The sequence below is a fragment of the Paraburkholderia phymatum genome, from assembly GCF_038900715.1.
Lineage (GTDB): Bacteria > Pseudomonadota > Gammaproteobacteria > Burkholderiales > Burkholderiaceae > Paraburkholderia > Paraburkholderia phymatum_A.
Map to the genome: position 1 here is coordinate 269,098 of NZ_JAYMRZ010000006.1, position 20,208 is coordinate 289,305.

The following is a 20,208-nucleotide window of genomic DNA, read 5'->3' on the forward strand; positions in this document are numbered from 1 at the left end:
TCGATGTCGCGCGCTACGGCGAGCGCCACGCACGGCGCACAAACAAAAGCCACTCAAACTCAGGCCCACGCGCAATAAACGCCCTGCGCCCGCAAGCAAAACAGAATGCCGCCCGACCCAAACTGGGCGGCATTTTTCATTTCAGCGTCGATTTCGGCCGATCCGGCGACTGCGTGGGCACGTCGAACGTCGGCGTGTGCGTGAAGTTGTCGGTGGTCAGCCCCGGCAGCGTCTCGCGCGCGACGTCGAGCCACGCGCGCGCCGCGTGCGACAGATAGCCGTTGCGCCGCCAGCCGATCGCCATCTCCCACGGAATCTCCGGCTCGACGACGGGCAGGCAGGTGAACTGCGCCGCGTCGAGCCGCTGGCAATACGGCGCGGGCAGCAGCGCGATGCCGACGCCCGCCAGCACCAGCGCCGCCATGAAATCCCAATGCCCGCTGCGTCCGACGATGGTCGGCGCAAAACCGGCGGTGCGGCAGGCCGTCAGCACGACGTCGTTGAGCGCGAGGCTCTCGCCGTAGAACACGAACGGCTCGTTCGCGAGATCGGCGAGCGGCACTTCGTGCAGCGCGTCCCAGCGAGAGCCCCGGCGCGCGACCAGCCACAGCACCTGACGTGTCATCGGCAGCACGTCGATCGTCTCCGGGTCGACGGGCTGCAGGACGCCGCCCAGTTCGAGTTCGCCGGAAATCAGCGCGGCCTCGATCGCCTTCGAACCCTGCTCGAACAGCTTCAGCTCGACCTTCGGATAGCGCTGCCGGAACACGGCGATGGCGGGCGTGAAGAGCGAGCCGCCCATCGGCGGAATGCCGATCGTCAGTTCGCCGCGTCCGAGCGTGCCGAGATCGTTCAGTTCGGCCTGCAACTGCGCGTAGGCGGCGAGCACGTCCTGGCCGCGCTGATAGACGATCCGCCCGGCATCCGTCAGCACCATCTGCCGGCCGTCGCGCAGCAGCAGCGGCGAGCCGATCTCGTCTTCCAGCGATTTCACCATCTTGCTGATGGTCGGCTGCGTGACGAACATCTGCTCGGCCGCGATGGTGAAGCTTTGCTGCCGGACGACCTCGACGAAATATCGCAACGCGCGCAGTTCCATGTTCGTAGCCCTCGTAGTCCTGAAATTCCAATTTGGAATGGAGTAAATAATTCTAAGTCATTTTATTTATGTTGCGCCGCAACCTATACTGAATCCCATCGAAAAGTCACCTAGGGTTTGCCATGATCTCGCCGCTCATCGCTCGTATCGCCGCTTCCGTTCGCATGGACGCGAAGTCGCCGCTCGCGAGAATCAGCCGGATCGCCGTGCAGAGCGCCGCGATCGCGGGCGTCTGGTTCGCCGCCGATTTCGTCGTGCGACGCTTTGGCTTGCCGGTGCCTGGCGGCGTCGTGGGGCTTGTCGCTTTGCTCGCGCTGCTGTTCTGCGGCGGCGTCGCGCCGCGCTGGGTCAAGGCAGGCGCTGACTGGCTTCTGTCCGACATGCTGCTGTTCTTCATCCCTGCGGCCGTCGCGGCCGTCCAGTACGGCGGCCTGTTCCGCGAAGACGGCTGGCGCCTCGCCCTCGTGGTCGTCGCGGGCACGCTGATGGTGATGGTGGCCGTCGCGTTCGCCGTCGAGCAGGCCGCGCGCCTCGAACGACGTCTCGCGCTGCGCCGCGTGATGGTTCAACGGGGTCAGTCCGGGCGCGGCATCGACCGCCGAAGCTTCCGCTAATCCCCGTTGCGAGTCACGCCATCATGAGCGCCCTCTACACGTCCCTTTTCGCCGACGACGCGTCCCGGCTCATCGCCGCAGGCTGCTTCGTGCTGACGGTGGCGCTCTATTTCGCGTCGAAAGCGCTGTACGCGCGCTTCAGGTCGCCGTGGCTGACGCCGCTCGTCGCGGTGCCCGCCGTGCTCGCCGCGATCGTCATGGTCACGCGGATTCCGTACGCCGTCTACTTAGAGGACACGCGCTGGCTGATGTGGCTGCTCGGCCCGGCCACCGTCGCGTTCGCGGTGCCGATCTACGAGTATCGCGAATTGCTCAAGCGTCACTGGATTTCGCTCACCGTCGGCGTGACGGTCGGCATCGTTGTCGCGGTGGGCGGATCGCTCGCGCTGTCGAAGCTGCTGCATCTGTCGCCGGAATTGCAGCGCAGCCTGATGACGCGCTCCGTCTCGACGCCGTTCGCGCTCGCCGTCTCCGACAAGATTCACGCTCCGAAAGACCTGACCGCGCTGTTCGTGATCGCGACGGGCGTCTGCGGGATGCTGTTCGGCGAAATCGTGCTCGCGCTGGTGCCGCTGCGCACGCGGCTCGCGCGCGGCGCGCTGTTCGGCGCGGCGGCGCATGGCGTCGGCACGGCGAAGGCGCGCGAGCTGGGCAGCGAAGAGGGCGTCGTCGCCAGCCTGACGATGATGATCGCCGGCGTCGTGATGGTGCTGCTCGCGCCGCTTTTCAGCATGCTGCCGCTCTGACTCGAAGGCACCCGCGACCAAATCGAGATAAAAGGCGGCGCGTCGGCTTTATGATCGACGCACTGTCTTTTCACGGTCGCCGGTCCTCGCGATGCTGCCCATCTCCGTCATCATTCCCTGCTACAACGCCGAGAAAACGCTCGCCCGCACGCTCGATAGCTGCGTCGCGCAGCCGGAGGCGGCGCAAATCGTCGTGGTCGACGACGGCTCGCAGGACGCTTCCACCGAAATCGTCGCGCACTACGCGCGTGAGCATCCGCGTGTCGAGCTGCTGCGCATGCCGCACAACGGCGGCGCGGCTCGCGCGCGGAACTGGGGCGCGATGCATGCGCTTCATCCGCTGCTGGGCTTCATCGACGCCGACGACGAGTACCTGCCTGGCGCACTGGCGAGCGCCGCCGCTTTCATGGCGGAGCATCCGCATCAGCCGTCGATCCGGCTCGACGTCGATTTTTGCGGCTTTCCCGCCGACATCACCGGGCATCCGCAATTCGAAAGCCACGCGGCCGTTCTGAGCAACACGGTACCGAGCAGCCTCGTGATTCGCCGTTCCGTCTATGCGGCGTTCGGCGGCTTTCCGCTCGATGACGTGTTCCGGCGCCATGGCGGAGAAGACGGCGCGTTTTCGCTGGCGCTGCTGAACATCTTCGGCAATCCGCGCCTCGACGACTGCAAGCGCGTGCGCATGCACTATCACCCGGAGATTCACGCCGAGCGCTATTTCCGCATTTCGATGGGCATGCTCGCCGCGCCCGATGATCTGATCGCCGCGACCCGCGATGCTTCGTGGCGCTTCGTGCATCGCGCCTACGCAGCAATCAAGGAACTGCGCGACGCCGAACTGGCGCCGCATCTGACGCCGCCGCCTGCCGGCGCAGCGCCGGCAAGTCAATCGGCATAGGCCGAAGCGCCCCACCGCAAGCCATCTCGTTTTGCTACAATCGCCGTTCGTCTTCGAGGAGCGTTGCGACGGGTTCCGCCCGCCAGGCTCGAAGGCTTTCAATCGGAAGGATTGGACGCGCGCCGCGCTTACAAACCAACCGCATCGAACGGCGCTCACGTCACATTTCTAGTCATTTTTAGAAAGGAGGGCGTGATGAACGCCGCTGTATACGATTCGAAAGATTCCAAGGATTTCGTCGTTGCCGACCTGTCGCTCGCCGACTGGGGCCGCAAGGAACTCGACATCGCCGAGACGGAAATGCCCGGCCTCGTGCAGATCCGCGAAGAGTACAAGGCGCAGCAGCCGCTGAAGGGCGCGCGCGTCGCCGGCTCGCTGCACATGACCATACAGACGGGCGTGCTGATCGAAACGCTGAAGGCGCTCGGCGCCGACGTCCGCTGGGCGTCGTGCAACATCTTCTCGACGCAGGACCACGCCGCTGCCGCGATCGCGAAGGGCGGCACGCCCGTGTTCGCGTTCAAGGGCGAATCGCTCGACGAATACTGGGAGTTCACGCACCGCATCTTCGAATGGCCGAACGGCGAATTCGCGAACATGATCCTCGATGACGGCGGCGACGCGACGCTGCTGCTGATTCTCGGCGCGAAGGCCGAGAAGGACCGCTCGGTTATCTCGAAGCCGACGAACGAGGAAGAAGTCGCGCTGTACAAGGCCATCGCGAAGCATCTCGACGCCGATCCGACGTGGTACTCGACGCGTCTCGCGCACATCAAGGGCGTCACGGAAGAAACCACGACGGGCGTGCATCGCCTGTATCAGATGGAGAAGGAAGGCCGTCTGCCGTTCCCGGCCATCAACGTGAACGATTCCGTCACGAAGTCGAAGTTCGACAACCTGTATGGCTGCCGCGAGTCGCTCGTGGACGGCATCAAGCGCGCGACGGACGTGATGATCGCGGGCAAGATCGCCGTGGTCGCGGGTTATGGCGACGTGGGCAAGGGCTGCGCGCAATCGCTGCGTGGCCTGGGCGCGACCGTGTGGGTCACGGAAATCGATCCGATCTGCGCGCTGCAAGCCGCGATGGAAGGCTACCGCGTCGTGACGATGGAATACGCCGCCGACAAGGCCGACATCTTCGTGACGGCAACGGGCAACTACCATGTGATCAATCACGATCACATGAAGGCGATGCGACACAACGCGATCGTCTGCAACATCGGCCACTTCGACTCGGAAATCGACGTCGCGTCGACGCGCCAGTACAAGTGGGAAAACATCAAGCCGCAAGTCGACCACATCATCTTCCCGGACGGCAAGCGCGTGATCCTGCTGGCGGAAGGCCGCCTCGTGAACCTCGGCTGCGCAACGGGCCATCCGTCGTTCGTGATGTCGAACTCGTTCACGAACCAGACGCTCGCGCAGATCGAACTGTTCACGCAAGGCGGCAAGTACGAGAACAAGGTCTACGTGCTGCCGAAGCAGCTGGACGAAAAGGTCGCGCGCCTGCACCTCGCGCGCATCGGCGCGAACCTGACGGAGCTGTCGGCCGATCAGGCGAAATACATCGGCGTCGACAAGAGCGGTCCGTTCAAGCCGAACCACTACCGCTACTGATCGGCAAACAGGCGGCATGACGGATGCAGCCGCGTGCCACGGCATGCGGCTGCATCGCGCGAAGCAAGAAGCACGAAGCAGATGGCCGATGCGGCCGCACGCATGGCCGCACACGTGGCCTCACATGTGTCCGCATAGGGCGAGAAGCGGCCCACGCGATGCGTCGCGCGGTCCCGTGCTTCGCGCATGCCCTGGCGTTCAACCCGGACTTCACGCCCGCAAGCGACGAGGAGCTGTAAATGACTGTATTGCTGACCTGGGTGATCAACGCGCTCGCGCTTTTGATCATCACTTACCTTGTGCCGTCGATCCACATCCGCAGTTTCGGCACTGCGTTGATCGTCGCGCTCGTGCTCGGGCTCATCAATGCCGTCTTGCGGCCGGTGCTGATCCTGCTGACGCTGCCCGTCACGATACTCACGCTCGGGCTCTTCATACTGGTGGTGAACGCGCTGTGCTTCTGGCTGTGCGCGTCGCTGCTGAAGGGCTTCGAAGTGTCGGGTTTCTGGTCGGCGTTCTTCGGCTCGATCCTGTACAGCATCGTTTCGTGGCTGCTGTCCGCGCTCATCTTCGGCAACCGCAGCGTCGGCTGACGGGACTGCCAACAGGACCATGAACCCCATCGAACTTTCATTCGAATTCTTCCCGCCGAAGACGCAGGAAGGGCTCGACAAGCTGCGCGCCACGCGCGCGCAACTGTTGCCGCTCAAGCCCAAGTTCGTGTCCGTCACGTTCGGCGCCGGCGGCTCGACCCAGCAAGGCACGCTCGACACCGTGCTCGAAATGGCGAAGGACGGCGTCGACGCCGCGCCGCACCTGTCGTGCATCGGCTCGTCGAAGGAAAGCCTGCGAGCGATTCTCAACGAGTACCGCTCGCATGGCATCCGTCATATCGTCGCGCTGCGCGGCGATCTGCCGTCGGGCATGGGCGAAGTCGGCGAACTGCGCTATGCGTCGGAACTGGTGAGCTTCATTCGCGCCGAGTTCGGCGACTGGTTCCGCATCGAAGTGGCCGCGTATCCCGAGTACCACCCGCAGTCGCGTTCGCCGCGTCACGATCTGGAAAACTTCGCGCGCAAGGTGAAGGCGGGCGCCAATTCGGCGATCACGCAGTACTTCTTCAATGCCGACGCGTATTTCCGCTTCGTCGACGATGCGCACAAGCTCGGCGTCGATGTGCCCATCGTGCCGGGCATCATGCCCATCACGAACTTCTCGCAGCTGATGCGCTTCTCCGAAATGTGCGGCGCCGAAGTGCCGCGCTGGGTTGCGAAGCGGCTCGAAAGCTTCGGCGACGATCGCGATGCGATCCGCGCATTCGGCCTCGACGTGGTGACGGACTTGTGCCGCCGTCTCGTCGACGCGAAGGTGCCGGGCCTGCATTTCTATACGCTCAACGGCGCGGCGGCGTCGAAAGCCATTTGCGAGCGGCTGGGCCTCTGATCTTTTGCATCTGATCTTTCGTCGCCGATCTCTCGCATCTAGTCTTTTACGAGCGGCAAATACGGGCGGTGTGCGCGCAGGCGCACACCGCCCGTTTCATTTCACGCGTACTGTCGCGCTCATCGTTTCGATTCACTTTGCTGCTACGAAAGCGGAGTGAAAACCCATATTGAATCGGAATATTGACTGACTATGATCCAAAGGCACTCGACCCAACTGCCTCGCGGAGAACAACATGTCAATGTCATCGACGCTGTCTGCAGTTCGCCAGTCCTGCCTGCCCATTTTGTCCGCCGTCGCGATTGTCGCGGCATGCGTCGCGCCCGGTCTGAGCGCCGCGGCGTCGCTGCCCGACAAGACGGTCGTGTTCTGCTCCGAAGGCAGTCCCGCCGGATTCGATACCGCGCAGTACACGACGAGCGTCGAGTTCAGCGCCGGTTCGTACACCGTCTATAACCGGCTCGTCGAATTCGGTCACGGCAGCACCGATATCGAGCCCGGCCTCGCCGAAAAGTGGGATGTTTCCAGCGACGGCTTGCAGTACACGTTTCATCTGCGACACGGCGTCAAGTTCCACACAACGGCCTGGTTCAAGCCGACGCGCGACTTCAACGCCGACGACGTCGTCTTCACCTATACGCGGATGCTCGATCCGGAACATCCGTTCCACAAGGCGTATCCGGTGTCGTTCCCGTACTTCAACGATCTCGGCCTCGCGAAGAACATCAGCAAGATCGAGGCGGTCGACCCGTACACCGTCCGCTTCACGCTGAAGGAGGTAGATGCGCCGTTTCTCCAGCAGCTTGCGATGCCGTTCGCGTCGGTCCTGTCGGCTGAGTATGCGGATCAGTTGCTGAAGGCGGGCAAGGCGTCCGACATCAATCTGTTCCCGGTCGGCACAGGGCCGTTCATCTTCCGCAGCTACACGAAGGACGATTCGATCCGCTTCGACGGCAACCCGAACTACTGGAAACCGGGCGTCGTGAAGGTGAGCAAGCTGATCTTCGCGATCACGGTCGATCCGTCCGTGCGTCTGCAAAAGCTCAAACGCAACGAATGCCAGGTGATGAGCTATCCGAAGCCCGCCGACATTCCGCAGATCCAGTCGGACTCGTCGCTCGCGCTGCCGCATCAGGTGGGCTTCAATCTGGGCTTCATCGCGTACAACACGACGAAAAAGCCGCTCGACAACGTGCTCGTGCGGCGCGCGCTCGATATGTCGGTCAACAAGAAGGCGATCATCGATTCCGTCTACCAGGGCGCGGGCCAGGCCGCGACGAATCCGATGCCGCCGACGCAATGGGGCTACGACAAGAACCTGAAAGACGCGCCGTATGACGTCGACAAGGCAAAAGCGCTGCTCAAGCAGGCGGGCTACCCCGATGGCTTCGATCTCACACTGTGGGCGATGCCCGTTTCGCGTCCGTACAACCCGAACGCGCGTCTGATGGCCGAGATGCTGCAGGCCGACTGGTCGAAGATCGGCGTGAAGACGAAGATCGTCACCTTCGAGTGGGGTGAGTACATTCGCCGCGCCCATAGCGGCGAGCACGAAGCGATGCTGATCGGCTGGACGGGCGACTACGGCGACCCGGACAACTGGCTCGGCGTGCTGCTCGGCTGCGACGCCGTCAACGGCAGCAATTTTTCCAAATGGTGCTACAAACCTTTCGACGACCTTATCAAGCAGGCCCGCAGCACGACCGACATGGCCACGCGCACGAAGGACTACACCGAGGCCCAGGAGATCTTCAAGCAGGAGGTTCCTTTCACTCCCATTGCACATTCGACGGTTTATCAGCCGCTGTCGAAGTCGATCACAGGCTTCAAAATCGACCCGTTTGGCCCAACTCAATTCTGGAACGTCGGCTTGAAGTAACGAATTTGCCGCTTCTTTGCGCAAATTCGCTCTAGTCCAGGATGGCTGCCGCGCGGCCCGCGGCAGTCCCCGGCACAGGTGTTTCCGATCGTCAACACAAGGAATTTCCTCCGCTTGTGGCCCCTGGCAAAGCTCAGTAATATCGCGCTACGCTGGTTTTTGCCGGCGCTGAACCTGGAGGAAACATGAAGCAAAACAAACTGTTGCGCGCGGCTCGGCTCACGATGCTGGTCGCGACTGCAGCGGCATCGATGGCAGGAGCCCAACTGGCGAACGCCGCCGATATTCCGAACAAGACCCTCGTCTACTGCTCCGAAGGCAGTCCAGCGGGCTTTGATCCGGCGCAGTACACCACCGGCGTGGATTTCACGGCCAACACATTTACGGTCTACAACCGCCTCGTCGAATTCGAGCGCGGCGGCACGAAGGTCGAGCCGGGCCTTGCAGAGAAGTGGGACGTTTCGCCCGATGGCAAGACGTACACGTTCCATCTGCGCCACGGCGTCAAATTCCACACGACATCCTGGTTCAAGCCGACGCGCGAATTCAATGCGGATGACGTCGTGTTCACGTTCGAGCGCATGCTGGACCCGAACCAGCCGTTCCGCAAAGCCTACCCGGTGCAGTTCCCGTACTTCACCGACATGGGCCTCGACAAGCTGATCGAGAAGGTCGAGAAGGTCGACCCGTACACCGTCAAGTTCACGCTGAAGGAAGTCAACGCGCCGTTCATCCAGAACCTGGCGATGGAATACGCATCGATCCTGTCTGCTGAATACGCGGATTCGCTGATGAAGGCAGGCAAGGCCGCCGACATCAACCAGAAGCCGGTCGGCACGGGCCCGTTCATTTTCCGCAGCTACACGAAGGACGCGACGATCCGTTACGACGGCAACCCGGACTACTGGAAGCCGAACACGGTCAAGCTGTCGAAGCTGATCTTCTCGATCACGCCTGATCCGGGCGTGCGCGTGCAGAAGTTGAAGCGCGACGAATGCCAGGTGATGAGCTATCCGCGTCCCGCCGACATCGCGCCGCTGAAGGCCGATTCGAACATCGACATGCCGTCGCAGCCGGGCTTCAACCTCGGCTATCTCGCGTACAACGTGAGCCACAAGCCCGTCGACAAGCTCGAAGTGCGCGAAGCGCTCGACATGGCGATCAACAAGAAGGCGATCATCGACTCCGTCTACCAGGGCGCAGGCCAGGCCGCGACGAACCCGATGCCGCCGACCCAATGGTCGTACGACAAGAGCCTGAAGATGCCGGCTTACGATCCGGAAAAGGCGAAGGCGCTGCTCTCGAAGGCCGGCTTTCCGAACGGTTTCGACATCACGCTGTGGGCGATGCCCGTGCAGCGCGCGTACAACCCGAACGGCCGCCTGATGGCGGAAATGATTCAGGCCGACTGGGCCAAGATCGGCGTGAAGGCGAAGATCGTCACGTACGAGTGGGGCGAGTACATCAAGCGCGCGCACGCGGGCGAAGACGACACGATGCTGATCGGCTGGACGGGCGACAACGGCGACCCGGACAACTGGCTCGGCACGCTGCTCGGCTGCGACGCGGTGAACGGCAACAACTTCTCGAAGTGGTGCTACAAGCCATTCGACGATCTGGTGAAGAAGGGCCGCGAAACGACGGCTCAGGCGGATCGCACGAAGGCCTACACGCAGGCTCAACAGATCTTCGCGCAGCAGCTGCCGTTCTCGCCGATCGCGCACTCGACGGTGTATCAGCCGGTCAGCAAGAAGGTCGTCGATATGCGTATCGAGCCGCTGGGCTATGCGCGCTTCGACGGCGTGACCATGAAGTAAATCTCGCGATGCGGCGGGTTTCGTTGCCCGCTGCGTCCCAGACGCAGTACGCTTTTCGTTCGGTTAGAAGACTGGTCGAAATGGTCCGGCGACCGGGGTCACGAGCCCTCGTCGCCGGTTGCGTTTTTTCTCACCAAGACCATAGGGACGAACCATGTTCCGATTCGTTTTGCGCCGCATCGGGATGGTCATACCGACTTTCATCGGTATCACGATCCTCGCGTTCGCGCTCATTCACCTGATCCCGGGCGACCCCATCGAAGTGATGATGGGCGAGCGCGGCGTCGATCCAGCCATGCACGCAGCCGCGATGCATCGCCTCGGACTCGACGAGCCGCTGCCCATCCAGTACGTCCACTACGTTGGCCATGCGCTGCAGGGGAACCTCGGCACATCGATCATCACCAATACCAGCGTGATGGACGAGTTCCTTGCGCGCTTCCCCGCCACTGTCGAGCTGTCGTTCTGCGCGATGCTGTTCGCGCTGATCGTCGGGCTGCCGGCGGGCGTGTTCGCGGCGCTGCGGCGCGGCACCGTCGTCGATCACGGCGTGATGGGCACGGCGCTCACCGGCTACTCGATGCCGATCTTCTGGTGGGGCTTGATCCTCATCATGTTCTTCTCGTCGAAGCTCGGCTGGACGCCCGTGTCGGGCCGCATCGCGGTCGAATACGACATCCCGCACGTGACCGGCTTCCTGCTGATCGATTCGCTGTTGCCGGGCACCGACGAAGGCTCGTTCCGCTCGGCGCTGTCGCATCTGATCCTGCCCGCGATCGTGCTCGGCACGATTCCGCTCGCAGTCGTCGCGCGGATGACGCGTTCGTCGATGCTCGAAGTGCTGCGCGAGGACTACATCCGCACGGCGCGCGCGAAGGGCCTGTCGCCGGTGCGCGTGATCGTCGTGCATGCGCTGCGCAACGCGCTGATTCCCGTCGTGACGGTGATCGGTCTGCAGGTCGGCACGCTGCTCGCGGGCGCGGTGCTGACAGAGACCTTGTTCTCGTGGCCGGGCATCGGCAAATGGCTGATCGATGCGATCGGCCGGCGCGACTATCCTGTCGTGCAGGGCGGTATCCTGATGATCGCAACGCTTGTGATCGTCGTGAACCTCGTCGTCGATTTGCTGTACGGCGTGCTCAATCCACGCATTCGCCATACGAGGTAATGAATATGTACCCCCACGCTCACATTCGTTCGCTGCCCCCCGAGGGGGCGCATGCCTCCCTTGAGGCGGCTCGGCGGGAGGCATGATGGCAGACATCCAAAACACCGTCCCCCAGGCAGTCACGCCGCCCAGCGGCCGTGCGATCGCCGCCCGCGAATTCTGGACCAACTTTTCGCGCAACCGCGGCGCCGTCAGCGCGGGCATCATCGTGCTGGTGCTGGTCTTCGTCGCGGTCTTCGCGCCGTTGATCGCGCCGCACAGCCCGATCGAGCAGTACCGCGATTCCGTGAAGATTCCGCCCGCATGGCTCGACGGCGGCAACTGGAAGTTCATTCTCGGCACCGACGAAGCGGGCCGCGACATTCTTTCGCGTCTGATGTACGGCGCGCGCCTGTCGTTCTGGATCGGCTTCGTGTCGGTGATGCTCGCGCTGATTCCCGGCATCGTGCTCGGCCTGATCGCCGCGTTCTTCGAGAAGTGGGCCGACACGCCCATCATGCGCATCATGGACGTGCTGCTCGCGCTGCCGTCGCTGCTGCTCGCGGTGGCCGTCGTCGCGATCATCGGTCCGGGCCTGACGAATACGATGCTTGCGATCGCAATCGTCGCGCTGCCGGGCTATGTGCGTCTCACGCGCGCATCGGCGCTCGGCGAGCTGCACAAGGAGTACGTGATGGCGTCGCGCGTCGCGGGCGCGGGCACGCTGCGCCTGATGTTCTCGCAGGTGCTGCCGAACTGCACGGCGCCGCTGATCGTGCAGGCCACGCTCGGCTTTTCGTCGGCGATTCTCGATGCCGCCGCGCTCGGCTTTCTCGGCCTCGGCGTGCAGCCGCCGTCGGCGGAGTGGGGCGCGATGCTCGCGTCGGCGCGCGACTACATCGACAGCGCATGGTGGATCGTCACCATGCCCGGTCTCGCCATCCTGATCTCGGTGCTCGCGATCAACCTGCTCGGCGACGGGCTGCGCGACGCACTCGACCCGAAACTCAAACGGCTGGCCTGACATGCAAAACGTTACCAGCGGAAATCTGTTGACCATCCGCAATCTCGCGGTCAACTTCAGCGGCATGCCCGCTGTCGATCGAATCAACCTCGACGTGGCGCCCGGCGAAGTGGTCGGCGTCGTCGGCGAATCGGGCTCGGGCAAGAGCGTGACGATGATGGCGCTGATGGGCCTCATCGACGCCCCCGGCAAAGTCACCGCCGACGAAGTCACGTTCAACGGCAAGGACCTGCTGAAAGCGACGCCGAAGGCGCGCCGCAAGATCATCGGCAAAGACGTGGCGATGGTGTTCCAGGACGCGCTGACGAGCCTGAACCCGAGCTATACCGTCGGCTATCAGATCAAGGAAGTGCTGAAGCTGCACGAAGGCCTGCACGGCGACGCGCTGCATAAGCGCGCGGTCGAACTGCTCGACCAGGTCGGCATTCCCGATGCGAAGAACCGCATTTCGACGTTCCCGCATCAGATGTCGGGCGGCATGAACCAGCGCGTGATGATCGCGATGGCTGTCGCATGCAACCCGAAGCTGCTGATCGCCGACGAGCCGACCACCGCGCTCGACGTGACCATCCAGGCGCAGATCATGCAACTGCTGGTGCAGTTGCAGAAAGAGCGCGGCATGGCGCTCGTGCTGATTTCGCACGATCTGGCCGTGGTGTCGGAGGTCGCGCAGCGCGTGGCCGTGATGTACGCGGGCGAGATCATCGAAACGAACCGCGTGCCCGATATCTTCAGCGCGCCTCATCATCCGTACACGGAAGCGCTGCTCGCGGCGATTCCCGAGCACAACGTCGGCGCGGTGCGTCTCGCCGCGCTGCCGGGTATGGTGCCGGGCCGCGACGATCGCCCGAAGGGGTGTCTCTTCGCGCCGCGCTGCAAGTACGTCGTCGACGACTGCAACAAGGCGCGGCCCGCGCTGTCGTCGATGGCGGACCACGACGCCGCAGCCCAGGTTCGCTGCATCAAGCCGCTGAACCTGGTTCGCGATGCCATTCAACACGGAGGCGCACGATGAATGCAGTACCCGAAACGCGGCGCCCCGATGATGGAGCCCGCAAGCCCGCCGGCGATCACGTGCTGGTCGCCGACAATCTCGCGCGCCACTATGACGTGAAGCGCGGCATGTTCGGCCATGGCACCGTGAAGGCGCTGAACGGCGTGTCGTTCCGGCTCGAACGCGGCAAGACGCTCGCCGTGGTCGGCGAATCCGGTTGCGGCAAGTCCACACTGGCACGTCAGCTGACGATGATCGAATCGCCGACGTCCGGTCGTCTGCTGATCAACGGCGAGGACGTCGCGGGCGCGAATCACGAGAAGATTGCGCAACTGCGCCGCCGCGTGCAGATGGTGTTCCAGAACCCGTTCGCATCGCTGAATCCGCGCAAGACCGTCGAGCAGACGCTCAACGAGCCGCTCGCCATCAACACGCAACTGAACGCGGGCGAACGCGCGGCGCGCATCGCGCACATGATGCGCATCGTCGGCTTGCGGCCCGAGCATGCGAAGCGGTATCCGCATATGTTCTCGGGCGGCCAGCGTCAGCGTGTCGCGATTGCGCGCGCGATGATTCTCGATCCGCAGATCGTCGTCGCCGACGAGCCGGTTTCCGCGCTCGACGTGTCGATCCAGGCGCAGATCCTGAACCTGTTCATGGACCTTCAGGACGAGTTCAAGACCAGCTATGTGTTCATCTCGCACAACCTGTCGGTGGTCGAGCACATCGCGGATGACGTGATGGTGATGTACTTCGGCGGCATCGCGGAACTCGGCGACAAGCAGCGCATCTTCAGCAAGCCGCGGCATCCGTACACGCGGGCGCTGATGTCGGCGACGCCGTCGATCTTCGAAGCTGATCGCCGCATCCAGATCAAGCTGCAAGGCGAAATGCCGTCGCCGCTCAATCCGCCGTCGGGCTGCACGTTCCATCAGCGCTGCCCGTATGCGATCGAGCGCTGCCGCAAGGAAGAGCCGAAGCTGCGCGAAGTGGATGGCCGTCAGGTGTCGTGTCATCGCGCCGAAGAGGTGGGAGACGACACGAATGCATGACGGGGTGGCGGCGCGTCGTCTTGCGCGCCGTCACGCGCGTCGTTCGCATGTCGATCATGCGCGCGGCGCGCGCGCTGCGACGATGCGGCGGCGGGCTGCGCGCGTTTTCGCGTGCGCGATGCTCGCCGCCGCGCAGTTTTCGTTTCATTGGCTGGATGCCGTCATTGTTCCCGCGCATGCTGCGGGCGCTGCCGCGAACACGGCCGCTCAAGGCGCGCAGGCCAACCAGGCGGGACGGCCCGCCGTCCCCGTGCCGGGCTCGCGCAATGCACCTCAGCCGCGCGCGACGTTGCCCGGCTTCAATCCGCCGCCGTCGACGGCGAGCGGCACCACGGCAAGCGGCCCCGTGCGCGTGCAACCGGCGCGCATGCCTTTCTATGTCGCCACGCGCGGCACGACCACGATCTATCTGCTCGGCACGCTGCACGTCGGCGATCCGAACGACTATCCGACCGGCCAGCCATTCCGTGCGCCGATACTCGGCGCGCTCGCCGCATCGCCGACGCTCGCGCTCGAACTGTCGCCCGACGATCTGCTCGTCTCGCAGGACGATGTGTCGAAGTACGGCGTCTGCTCGTACCGATGCCTGCCGAAGCTGCTGCCCGAGCCGTTGTGGCACAAGCTCGCGATGCGCCTGCACGGCAATCCCGCCGCGCTCGACGAGATCAGGAAGATGCGGCCCTGGCTCGCCGCCCTGCTGGTGGAAACCTACGATTCGCTGAGCGCCGGCCTGCAAACCGAGTACGGCACGGAGGCGCAGTTGCAGAACGTCTATCTGAGGCAGAAGGGCAGGATCGTCGGACTGGAGACGCTCGCCGAGCAGATGCGCGCGTTCACGGGGCTCACGCTCGCGCAGCAGCGCGAAATGCTCGCGCAGGATCTCGTGCAGACGCCCGCCGATAACGTCGCCGATGTGCAGACCTTGCACCGGCTATGGCGCGTCGGCGACGCCGATGCGATCGCCGCCTGGGAAGCGGCGAAGTCGGAGAAACTCGCGCGTGACAAGCGCATCTCCGCGCAGGTCGACAACAAGATCCTGTTCGACCGCAACCGGCGCTTCGTCAACCGGATGCTGCTGATCGCCGCGCCGAACAAGCCCGTGTTCGTCGCGATCGGCGCGCTGCATCTGGGCGGCCCGAAGGGCGTGTTGCAGTTGCTGCGGCAGCGCGGCTTTGTCGTCGACGCGTATTGAGCTGGCCGCCCCGCGCGTTCGAGGACGCGGCGCAGGCGGTCCGCTTCAGGAAATCGACCGCCTGCCGTTTCTGTCCAGCGCGAAGCGCTACAGCCCTACAGGAACATCAAAAAGTTCAGCAGGAGAATGTTCACGACGAGCAGCGGCAGCGCCGTCAGCACCTGCGCCTTGATCACCGCGTTCTTGTCGGGCAGTTCGAGCAGCGCGGCGGGCACCATGTTGAAGTTCGCGGCCATCGGCGTCATCAGCGTGCCGCAATAGCCCGAGAACATGCCGATCGCGACCATCACGGCCGGGTTGCCATGAAACACGTTGACGAGAATCGGCACGCCGACGCCGCCCGTCATCACCGGAAAGGCCGCGAAGCCGTTGCCCATCACCATCGTGAAGAGCGCCATGCCGATGCAGTAGACGGCCACCGCGATCAGCCGGTAGTCGAGGCTGATGTAAGCCGTCGTCACGTGCGCGACCGCCTTGCCGACGCCCGCATCCGAGAATACGAGGCCGAGCATGCCGAGCATCTGCGGCAGCACGGCGGCCCACGACAGTGCATCGACGAGACGGCGCGCTTCCTTCATCGACTGGCCGACGGTGTCGCGCGTCATCATGCACGCGAACGCGAGCGCGATCACGCAGCCGATGCCGAAGCCGATCAGCGTGACGTTCTTCTGCTCGATCAGCGGTGTGCCGCCGAACACCAGATGGCTCGCGCCGAGCGTGATGATCACCGTGACGGCGGGAATCGTCAGCGCGGGGAAGAAGAGCTTGTTGCCGAGACGCGCGGCGCTCGCCTTGCGCGTGCCCTCGGACAACACCTTCGGCTTGCCCGCCGTCACGCCGCCAAAGCCGGCGATCAGCGCCATCGCGATCACGAGCGCGCCGACCAGTTCGAGCGGCAGCTTGTCGCCGACGAGAAAGATCACCGCATAGATGATCCAGAAGCCGCCCGCCGTGAAGCGGCGCGGATGTTCCTTGTCCGTGACGATCATGCCGCCGATCACCAGCAGCACGATGCCGACCAGCCAGAAGAGATAGTTGATGGTGAGTGTCATGCTTCGTCCCCGGTTGCCGCGCGTGTAGCCGATTGAGCGGTGTGCTTGCCTGCCGCGTTGTTGTCGTTGGTGTTCGTGCCCGCTTGCGATGCCGCGTTGCCGCGCAGCTCGCGTTCGAGCTTGCGGTCGAGCAGATAGAGCCGGAAGCCGTGAATCAGAAACGCGCTGACGGCCGTCGGAATGCCCCACACGGCGACGTGCATCGGCTCGACGGTGATGCCCGCTTCCTTCAGGAACGTGACCATCAGCACGATCGCGCCGAACGCGACGAAGATGTCTTCGCCGAAGAAGAGGCCCACGTTGTCGGTTGCCGCCGCGAACGCGCGCAGCTTGTAGCGCACCGCGTCGCTGAGCTTGCCGAAGCGCGTTTCCGTCGCGCCTTCCGCCATCGGCGCAATCAGCGGACGCACCATCTGCGGATGACCGCCGAGACCCGTCAGGCCGACGGCAGCCGTCAGCTCGCGCACGAGCAGATAGACGATCAGCAGACGCCCGGCCGTCGCGGCCTTGATGCTCGCGATCCACGTCTGCGCGCGCTCGCGTAGCCCGTGCCGTTCGAGCAGGCCGATCACCGCGAGCGGCAACAGGATGATGAGCGGGATGTTGCGCGTCTTGATGAAGCCGCTGCCGATCGCTGCGAGAATCTTGTCGGGCGGAAAATGCCCGGCGACGGCGGTGATGACCGCGGCGGCGGCCACGATCAGCATCGGGTTGAAGCGCAATACGAACCCGACGATGATGACGGCAACTCCAATGAGCGGCCACAGGTTGACGGTTGACTGCATCTAGATCTCCAGAGGTGGTCCTGCGTTGGGACACCGCGCGTGGCGGCGAACTCTCTTGACTCCGCGCCATGTCGGCGCGGATGCCCTCTTTGCCGTGCGGCTCTTCGATGGCCGCTTGGCGGACTGCCTGTCGTTGCTGCGGGTACTTCCCGGTTACTGCCGAACTTCTGCTGCTTCAAAAAATCGCAGGCAAGCGTTGTCGTTGCGTTTGGCAAACGCCCCGCAAAGAGCGGGGCGTCGGTTGCTGAATGGTGCATGCGGCATGCGTGCCGGAATCGGAATCAGACGCGCGCCGCGCTGGCCGCATGCACGCCGATGCCCGCCGCTTCGAGCGCCGCGCGGATGCGGCGCGCAAACGCGAGCGCGTGCGGGCCGTCGCCGTGCAGGCAGATCGTCTGCGCGTTGATGGACACCCACTCGCCGCTGACCGCCTTCACGCGCTGCTCGCGCACCATCGTCAGCGTGCGCTCGAGCACTTCGTCTTCGTCGTCGAGCAGCGCGCCCGGCTCCTTGCGCGGCACGAGCGAACCGTCGGCGCGATAGCCGCGATCGGCGAACACTTCCTCGACGGCGACGAGCCCCGCGTTGTGCGCAGCCGTCACGAGCCCGCTGTTCGCAAGAGCGAACACGACGACGGACGGATCGAAGTCGTGCACGGCGGAAACGATCGCATCGGCGATCTTCGGATCGCGCGCGGCCTGGTTGTAGAGCGCGCCATGCGGCTTCACGTGCGCGATGCGCCCGCCTTCGGCCTGCGCGATCGCCGACAGCGCGCCGAGTTGATACAGCACGCCCGCGTAGATTTCGCTCGCGGGCAGGTCCATTTCCTTGCGGCCGAAGTTCTCCGGGTCATTGAAGCTCGGATGCGCGCCGATCGACACGCCTTTCTGCACCGCCCAGCGCACGCAGTCGCGCATCGCGTTGGGTCCGCCCGCGTGCCAGCCGCACGCGATGTTGGCCGAGCTGACGAGATCGAGCAGCGCCTCGTCGGAGCCGCATCCTTCGCCGAGATCGGCGTTCAAGTCGATTTCCATGATGGTCCTCTTGGTTAGGCCACTGCGGACGCGACAACGCGCGCGCAGCGTTCTTCATGCATGCCGATTGCGGCATCGATCTGCCGCAAGTACTTGCGTTCTTCGATCAGCGCCTGGCGTGCCTCATAAGGCGTAGCCGGAACGAAGCGCACCGCGCCGTTCAGTCGCACCTGCGCGAGCTTCCACAGATCCGCGTGAATCACGGCGCCGATCTTCGGATAGCCGCCCGTCGTCTGCGCATCGCTCATCAGGATGATCGGCTGGCCGTTCGGCGGCACCTGGATCGTGCCGGGCATCACCGCGTGCGACAGCAGATCGGTCTTCTGCGTGCGCTTCAGTTCGCTGCCCGACAGCCGGTAGCCCATGCGGTTGCTGTTCGGCGTGACGAGCCATTCGTCGTTCCAGAAGGCCTTTTGCGCGTCGGCCGTGAAGCTGTCGTACTCGGGGCCGGGCAGCACGCGGATGGGCGGCGCCCACGCGACGCCCGACGGATGACGGCCGCGCCGCACGGGTTCGTCGACGAGCACGAACTTGCACCACGCGGGCGCTTTCACGCCGAACTCGGGCGCGTCGGGCGAAAAGCCTGAACCGGCGCCCGCACGCGGCGCGCCGACGGGCAGCCGGTCGCCGTCGTGCAGCGCGCGGCCACCGAGCCCGCCGAAACCGGCTTGCAGATCGGTGCTGCGCGAGCCGAGCATCGGCAGCACGTCGATGCCGCCCGCAACGCATACGTAGCCGCGCATTCCGCGCTTCGCCGTGTTCATTGTCAGTTCCTGGCCGGCCTTGACGGGCAGGCTCCACCACGAATAGACAGGCTTGCCGTCGAGCGTCGCGCCGAACTCGGTGCCCGTGATCGCGACGCGCGCCGGGCGCAGAAAGCGCAGCACGGTCGGACCCAACGTGATTTCGAGCCCGGCGGCATCGGGCCGGTTGCCGACCAGCCGGTTGCCCACTTCGAGCGCCAGCCGGTCGAGCGCGCCGCCCATCGCGACGCCGAGATGCCGGTGGCCGTGGCGTCCGAGATCCTGGATCGTCGTCAGCAAACCCGCGCGTATCACGTCGATCATGGATGCAGTCCTGCGATGGTGAAGCGGACGCGATCGCCCGGTTGGAGAAGGGTCGGCGTATTGCGCGACGGGTCAAAGAGTTTGAGCGACGTGCGGCCGATCAGTTGCCACCCGCCCGGCGACGTCGCCGGATAGATGCCAGTCTGCGCACCGCCGATGCCGACCGAGCCGGCGGGCACTTCGAGACGCGGCGCGGCGCGGCGCGGCGTGTGCAGCGCGTCTTCGAGCCCGCCCATGTACGCGAAGCCGGGCTGGAAGCCGAGAAAGAACACGATGTACTTGCCGCTCGCATGCCGCTCGACGACTTCCTTCACCGAAAGCCCAGTGTGATCGGCGACGGCCCTCAGGTCGGGGCCGTACTCGCCGCCGTACTGCACGGGAATCTCCACGTCGCGGCCAGCGTCGGGCGCGGCGCTGGCGCCCTCCCAGGCGGCCTTGAGCTTCGAGGCCAGATCGTCGGGATCGGCTTCGAGCGGATCGAAGATCACCGTGAGGTTGTTCATCCCGGGCACCACTTCGAGCACGTGCGGCCAGTCGCGCGCGGCCTGCGCGGCCGCCCAGACGCGTCGCTGGCAATCGAGCGTGGCCGGCGGCGGCGCCTCGCAGACGAGCGCGGTATCGCCGAACGGAAAGATGCGGGGTTCAGTCATCGAAATCCTGGATTGGGTCGAGTGCAGCAGATTCGTCGGACGATGTTCGCTGCGCCTTGCGACGGGTAGCGTACATTCTCAATAAAATATCGACA

At 64.5% G+C, this 20,208-nt stretch carries 19 protein-coding genes and 1 riboswitch; of the genes, 13 read left to right on the forward strand and 6 right to left on the reverse strand.

Going from position 1 to position 20,208, the window contains the following annotated elements:
* Positions 1–136 precede the first annotated feature (136 nt).
* Positions 137–1,099, reverse strand: a complete 963-nt coding sequence (locus tag VSR68_RS14270; RefSeq protein WP_342940459.1) for a LysR family transcriptional regulator — start codon at positions 1,097–1,099, stop codon at positions 137–139.
* 125 nt (positions 1,100–1,224) lie between these two features.
* Between VSR68_RS14270 and VSR68_RS14275 the strand changes: the two genes are divergently transcribed.
* The 13 genes from VSR68_RS14275 to VSR68_RS14335 all read left to right on the forward strand — a co-directional run bounded on the left by VSR68_RS14275 (position 1,225) and on the right by VSR68_RS14335 (position 15,525).
* Positions 1,225–1,713 (forward strand): CidA/LrgA family protein, encoded by a 489-nt coding sequence (locus VSR68_RS14275; protein WP_428983508.1) that lies wholly within the window; start codon positions 1,225–1,227, stop codon positions 1,711–1,713.
* A gap of 23 nt (positions 1,714–1,736) precedes the next feature.
* Positions 1,737–2,459 (forward strand): LrgB family protein, encoded by a 723-nt coding sequence (locus VSR68_RS14280; protein WP_342940460.1) that lies wholly within the window; start codon positions 1,737–1,739, stop codon positions 2,457–2,459.
* A gap of 91 nt (positions 2,460–2,550) precedes the next feature.
* Positions 2,551–3,360 (forward strand): glycosyltransferase family 2 protein, encoded by an 810-nt coding sequence (locus VSR68_RS14285; RefSeq protein WP_342940461.1) that lies wholly within the window; start codon positions 2,551–2,553, stop codon positions 3,358–3,360.
* Positions 3,361–3,409: 49 nt separating this feature from the next.
* Positions 3,410–3,524, forward strand: a riboswitch (S-adenosyl-L-homocysteine riboswitch).
* 31 nt (positions 3,525–3,555) lie between these two features.
* Complete coding sequence (gene ahcY / locus VSR68_RS14290; RefSeq protein WP_342940462.1) at positions 3,556–4,977, forward strand: adenosylhomocysteinase; 1,422 nt, start codon at positions 3,556–3,558, stop codon at positions 4,975–4,977.
* 239 nt (positions 4,978–5,216) lie between these two features.
* Complete coding sequence (locus tag VSR68_RS14295) at positions 5,217–5,570, forward strand: phage holin family protein (RefSeq protein WP_342940463.1); 354 nt, start codon at positions 5,217–5,219, stop codon at positions 5,568–5,570.
* A gap of 19 nt (positions 5,571–5,589) precedes the next feature.
* Positions 5,590–6,420 carry a methylenetetrahydrofolate reductase [NAD(P)H] gene (gene metF / locus VSR68_RS14300; protein ID WP_342940464.1) on the forward strand — a complete coding sequence of 277 codons (831 nt, stop codon included), beginning with the start codon at positions 5,590–5,592 and terminating at the stop codon, positions 6,418–6,420.
* Positions 6,421–6,655: 235 nt separating this feature from the next.
* Positions 6,656–8,299 (forward strand): ABC transporter substrate-binding protein, encoded by a 1,644-nt coding sequence (locus VSR68_RS14305; protein ID WP_342940465.1) that lies wholly within the window; start codon positions 6,656–6,658, stop codon positions 8,297–8,299.
* A gap of 185 nt (positions 8,300–8,484) precedes the next feature.
* Positions 8,485–10,116, forward strand: a complete 1,632-nt coding sequence (locus VSR68_RS14310; protein WP_342940466.1) for an ABC transporter substrate-binding protein — start codon at positions 8,485–8,487, stop codon at positions 10,114–10,116.
* A gap of 154 nt (positions 10,117–10,270) precedes the next feature.
* Positions 10,271–11,284: an ABC transporter permease subunit gene (locus VSR68_RS14315; RefSeq protein ID WP_342940467.1), complete on the forward strand. Its 1,014-nt coding sequence runs from the start codon at positions 10,271–10,273 to the stop codon at positions 11,282–11,284.
* 85 nt (positions 11,285–11,369) lie between these two features.
* Entirely contained in the window at positions 11,370–12,287 is a 918-nt protein-coding gene (locus VSR68_RS14320; protein ID WP_342940529.1) for an ABC transporter permease subunit, read from the forward strand.
* Position 12,288: 1 nt separating this feature from the next.
* Positions 12,289–13,302, forward strand: a complete 1,014-nt coding sequence (locus VSR68_RS14325; RefSeq protein WP_342940468.1) for an ABC transporter ATP-binding protein — start codon at positions 12,289–12,291, stop codon at positions 13,300–13,302.
* Entirely contained in the window at positions 13,299–14,333 is a 1,035-nt protein-coding gene (locus tag VSR68_RS14330) for a peptide ABC transporter ATP-binding protein (RefSeq protein ID WP_342940469.1), read from the forward strand. The genes VSR68_RS14325 and VSR68_RS14330 overlap by 4 nt, the downstream gene beginning before the upstream one ends.
* On the forward strand, positions 14,326–15,525 hold the full coding sequence (locus VSR68_RS14335; RefSeq protein WP_342940470.1) for a TraB/GumN family protein: 1,200 nt from the start codon (positions 14,326–14,328) through the stop codon (positions 15,523–15,525). The genes VSR68_RS14330 and VSR68_RS14335 overlap by 8 nt, the downstream gene beginning before the upstream one ends.
* A gap of 95 nt (positions 15,526–15,620) precedes the next feature.
* Here the strand turns inward: VSR68_RS14335 and VSR68_RS14340 are convergent, their stop codons facing one another.
* The 5 genes from VSR68_RS14340 to pxpB form a co-directional block, all read right to left on the reverse strand.
* Entirely contained in the window at positions 15,621–16,577 is a 957-nt protein-coding gene (locus tag VSR68_RS14340) for a DUF979 domain-containing protein (RefSeq protein ID WP_342940471.1), read from the reverse strand.
* Entirely contained in the window at positions 16,574–17,362 is a 789-nt protein-coding gene (locus VSR68_RS14345) for a DUF969 domain-containing protein (protein WP_342940472.1), read from the reverse strand. Before VSR68_RS14345 ends, VSR68_RS14340 begins: the two co-directional genes overlap by 4 nt.
* Positions 17,363–17,643: 281 nt before the next feature.
* A complete protein-coding gene (pxpA, locus tag VSR68_RS14350) occupies positions 17,644–18,396 on the reverse strand; it encodes a 5-oxoprolinase subunit PxpA (RefSeq protein ID WP_342940473.1) in 753 nt (250 codons plus the stop codon).
* 14 nt (positions 18,397–18,410) lie between these two features.
* Positions 18,411–19,463 (reverse strand): biotin-dependent carboxyltransferase family protein, encoded by a 1,053-nt coding sequence (locus VSR68_RS14355; protein WP_342940474.1) that lies wholly within the window; start codon positions 19,461–19,463, stop codon positions 18,411–18,413.
* Positions 19,460–20,113 carry a 5-oxoprolinase subunit PxpB gene (gene pxpB / locus VSR68_RS14360; RefSeq protein ID WP_342940475.1) on the reverse strand — a complete coding sequence of 218 codons (654 nt, stop codon included), beginning with the start codon at positions 20,111–20,113 and terminating at the stop codon, positions 19,460–19,462. The genes VSR68_RS14355 and pxpB overlap by 4 nt, the downstream gene beginning before the upstream one ends.
* Positions 20,114–20,208 lie beyond the last annotated feature (95 nt).

Coding starts and splice junctions, on each gene's coding strand:
- VSR68_RS14270 (WP_342940459.1), bottom strand. CDS start 1,099: ATGGAACTGCGCGCGTTGCGATATTTCGTCGAGGTCGTCCGGCAGCAA.
- VSR68_RS14280 (WP_342940460.1), top strand. CDS start 1,737: ATGAGCGCCCTCTACACGTCCCTTTTCGCCGACGACGCGTCCCGGCTC.
- VSR68_RS14285 (WP_342940461.1), top strand. CDS start 2,551: ATGCTGCCCATCTCCGTCATCATTCCCTGCTACAACGCCGAGAAAACG.
- ahcY (WP_342940462.1), top strand. CDS start 3,556: ATGAACGCCGCTGTATACGATTCGAAAGATTCCAAGGATTTCGTCGTT.
- VSR68_RS14295 (WP_342940463.1), top strand. CDS start 5,217: ATGACTGTATTGCTGACCTGGGTGATCAACGCGCTCGCGCTTTTGATC.
- metF (WP_342940464.1), top strand. CDS start 5,590: ATGAACCCCATCGAACTTTCATTCGAATTCTTCCCGCCGAAGACGCAG.
- VSR68_RS14305 (WP_342940465.1), top strand. CDS start 6,656: ATGTCAATGTCATCGACGCTGTCTGCAGTTCGCCAGTCCTGCCTGCCC.
- VSR68_RS14310 (WP_342940466.1), top strand. CDS start 8,485: ATGAAGCAAAACAAACTGTTGCGCGCGGCTCGGCTCACGATGCTGGTC.
- VSR68_RS14315 (WP_342940467.1), top strand. CDS start 10,271: ATGTTCCGATTCGTTTTGCGCCGCATCGGGATGGTCATACCGACTTTC.
- VSR68_RS14320 (WP_342940529.1), top strand. CDS start 11,370: ATGGCAGACATCCAAAACACCGTCCCCCAGGCAGTCACGCCGCCCAGC.
- VSR68_RS14325 (WP_342940468.1), top strand. CDS start 12,289: ATGCAAAACGTTACCAGCGGAAATCTGTTGACCATCCGCAATCTCGCG.
- VSR68_RS14330 (WP_342940469.1), top strand. CDS start 13,299: ATGAATGCAGTACCCGAAACGCGGCGCCCCGATGATGGAGCCCGCAAG.
- VSR68_RS14335 (WP_342940470.1), top strand. CDS start 14,326: ATGCATGACGGGGTGGCGGCGCGTCGTCTTGCGCGCCGTCACGCGCGT.
- VSR68_RS14340 (WP_342940471.1), bottom strand. CDS start 16,577: ATGACACTCACCATCAACTATCTCTTCTGGCTGGTCGGCATCGTGCTG.
- VSR68_RS14345 (WP_342940472.1), bottom strand. CDS start 17,362: ATGCAGTCAACCGTCAACCTGTGGCCGCTCATTGGAGTTGCCGTCATC.
- pxpA (WP_342940473.1), bottom strand. CDS start 18,396: ATGGAAATCGACTTGAACGCCGATCTCGGCGAAGGATGCGGCTCCGAC.
- VSR68_RS14355 (WP_342940474.1), bottom strand. CDS start 19,463: ATGATCGACGTGATACGCGCGGGTTTGCTGACGACGATCCAGGATCTC.
- pxpB (WP_342940475.1), bottom strand. CDS start 20,113: ATGACTGAACCCCGCATCTTTCCGTTCGGCGATACCGCGCTCGTCTGC.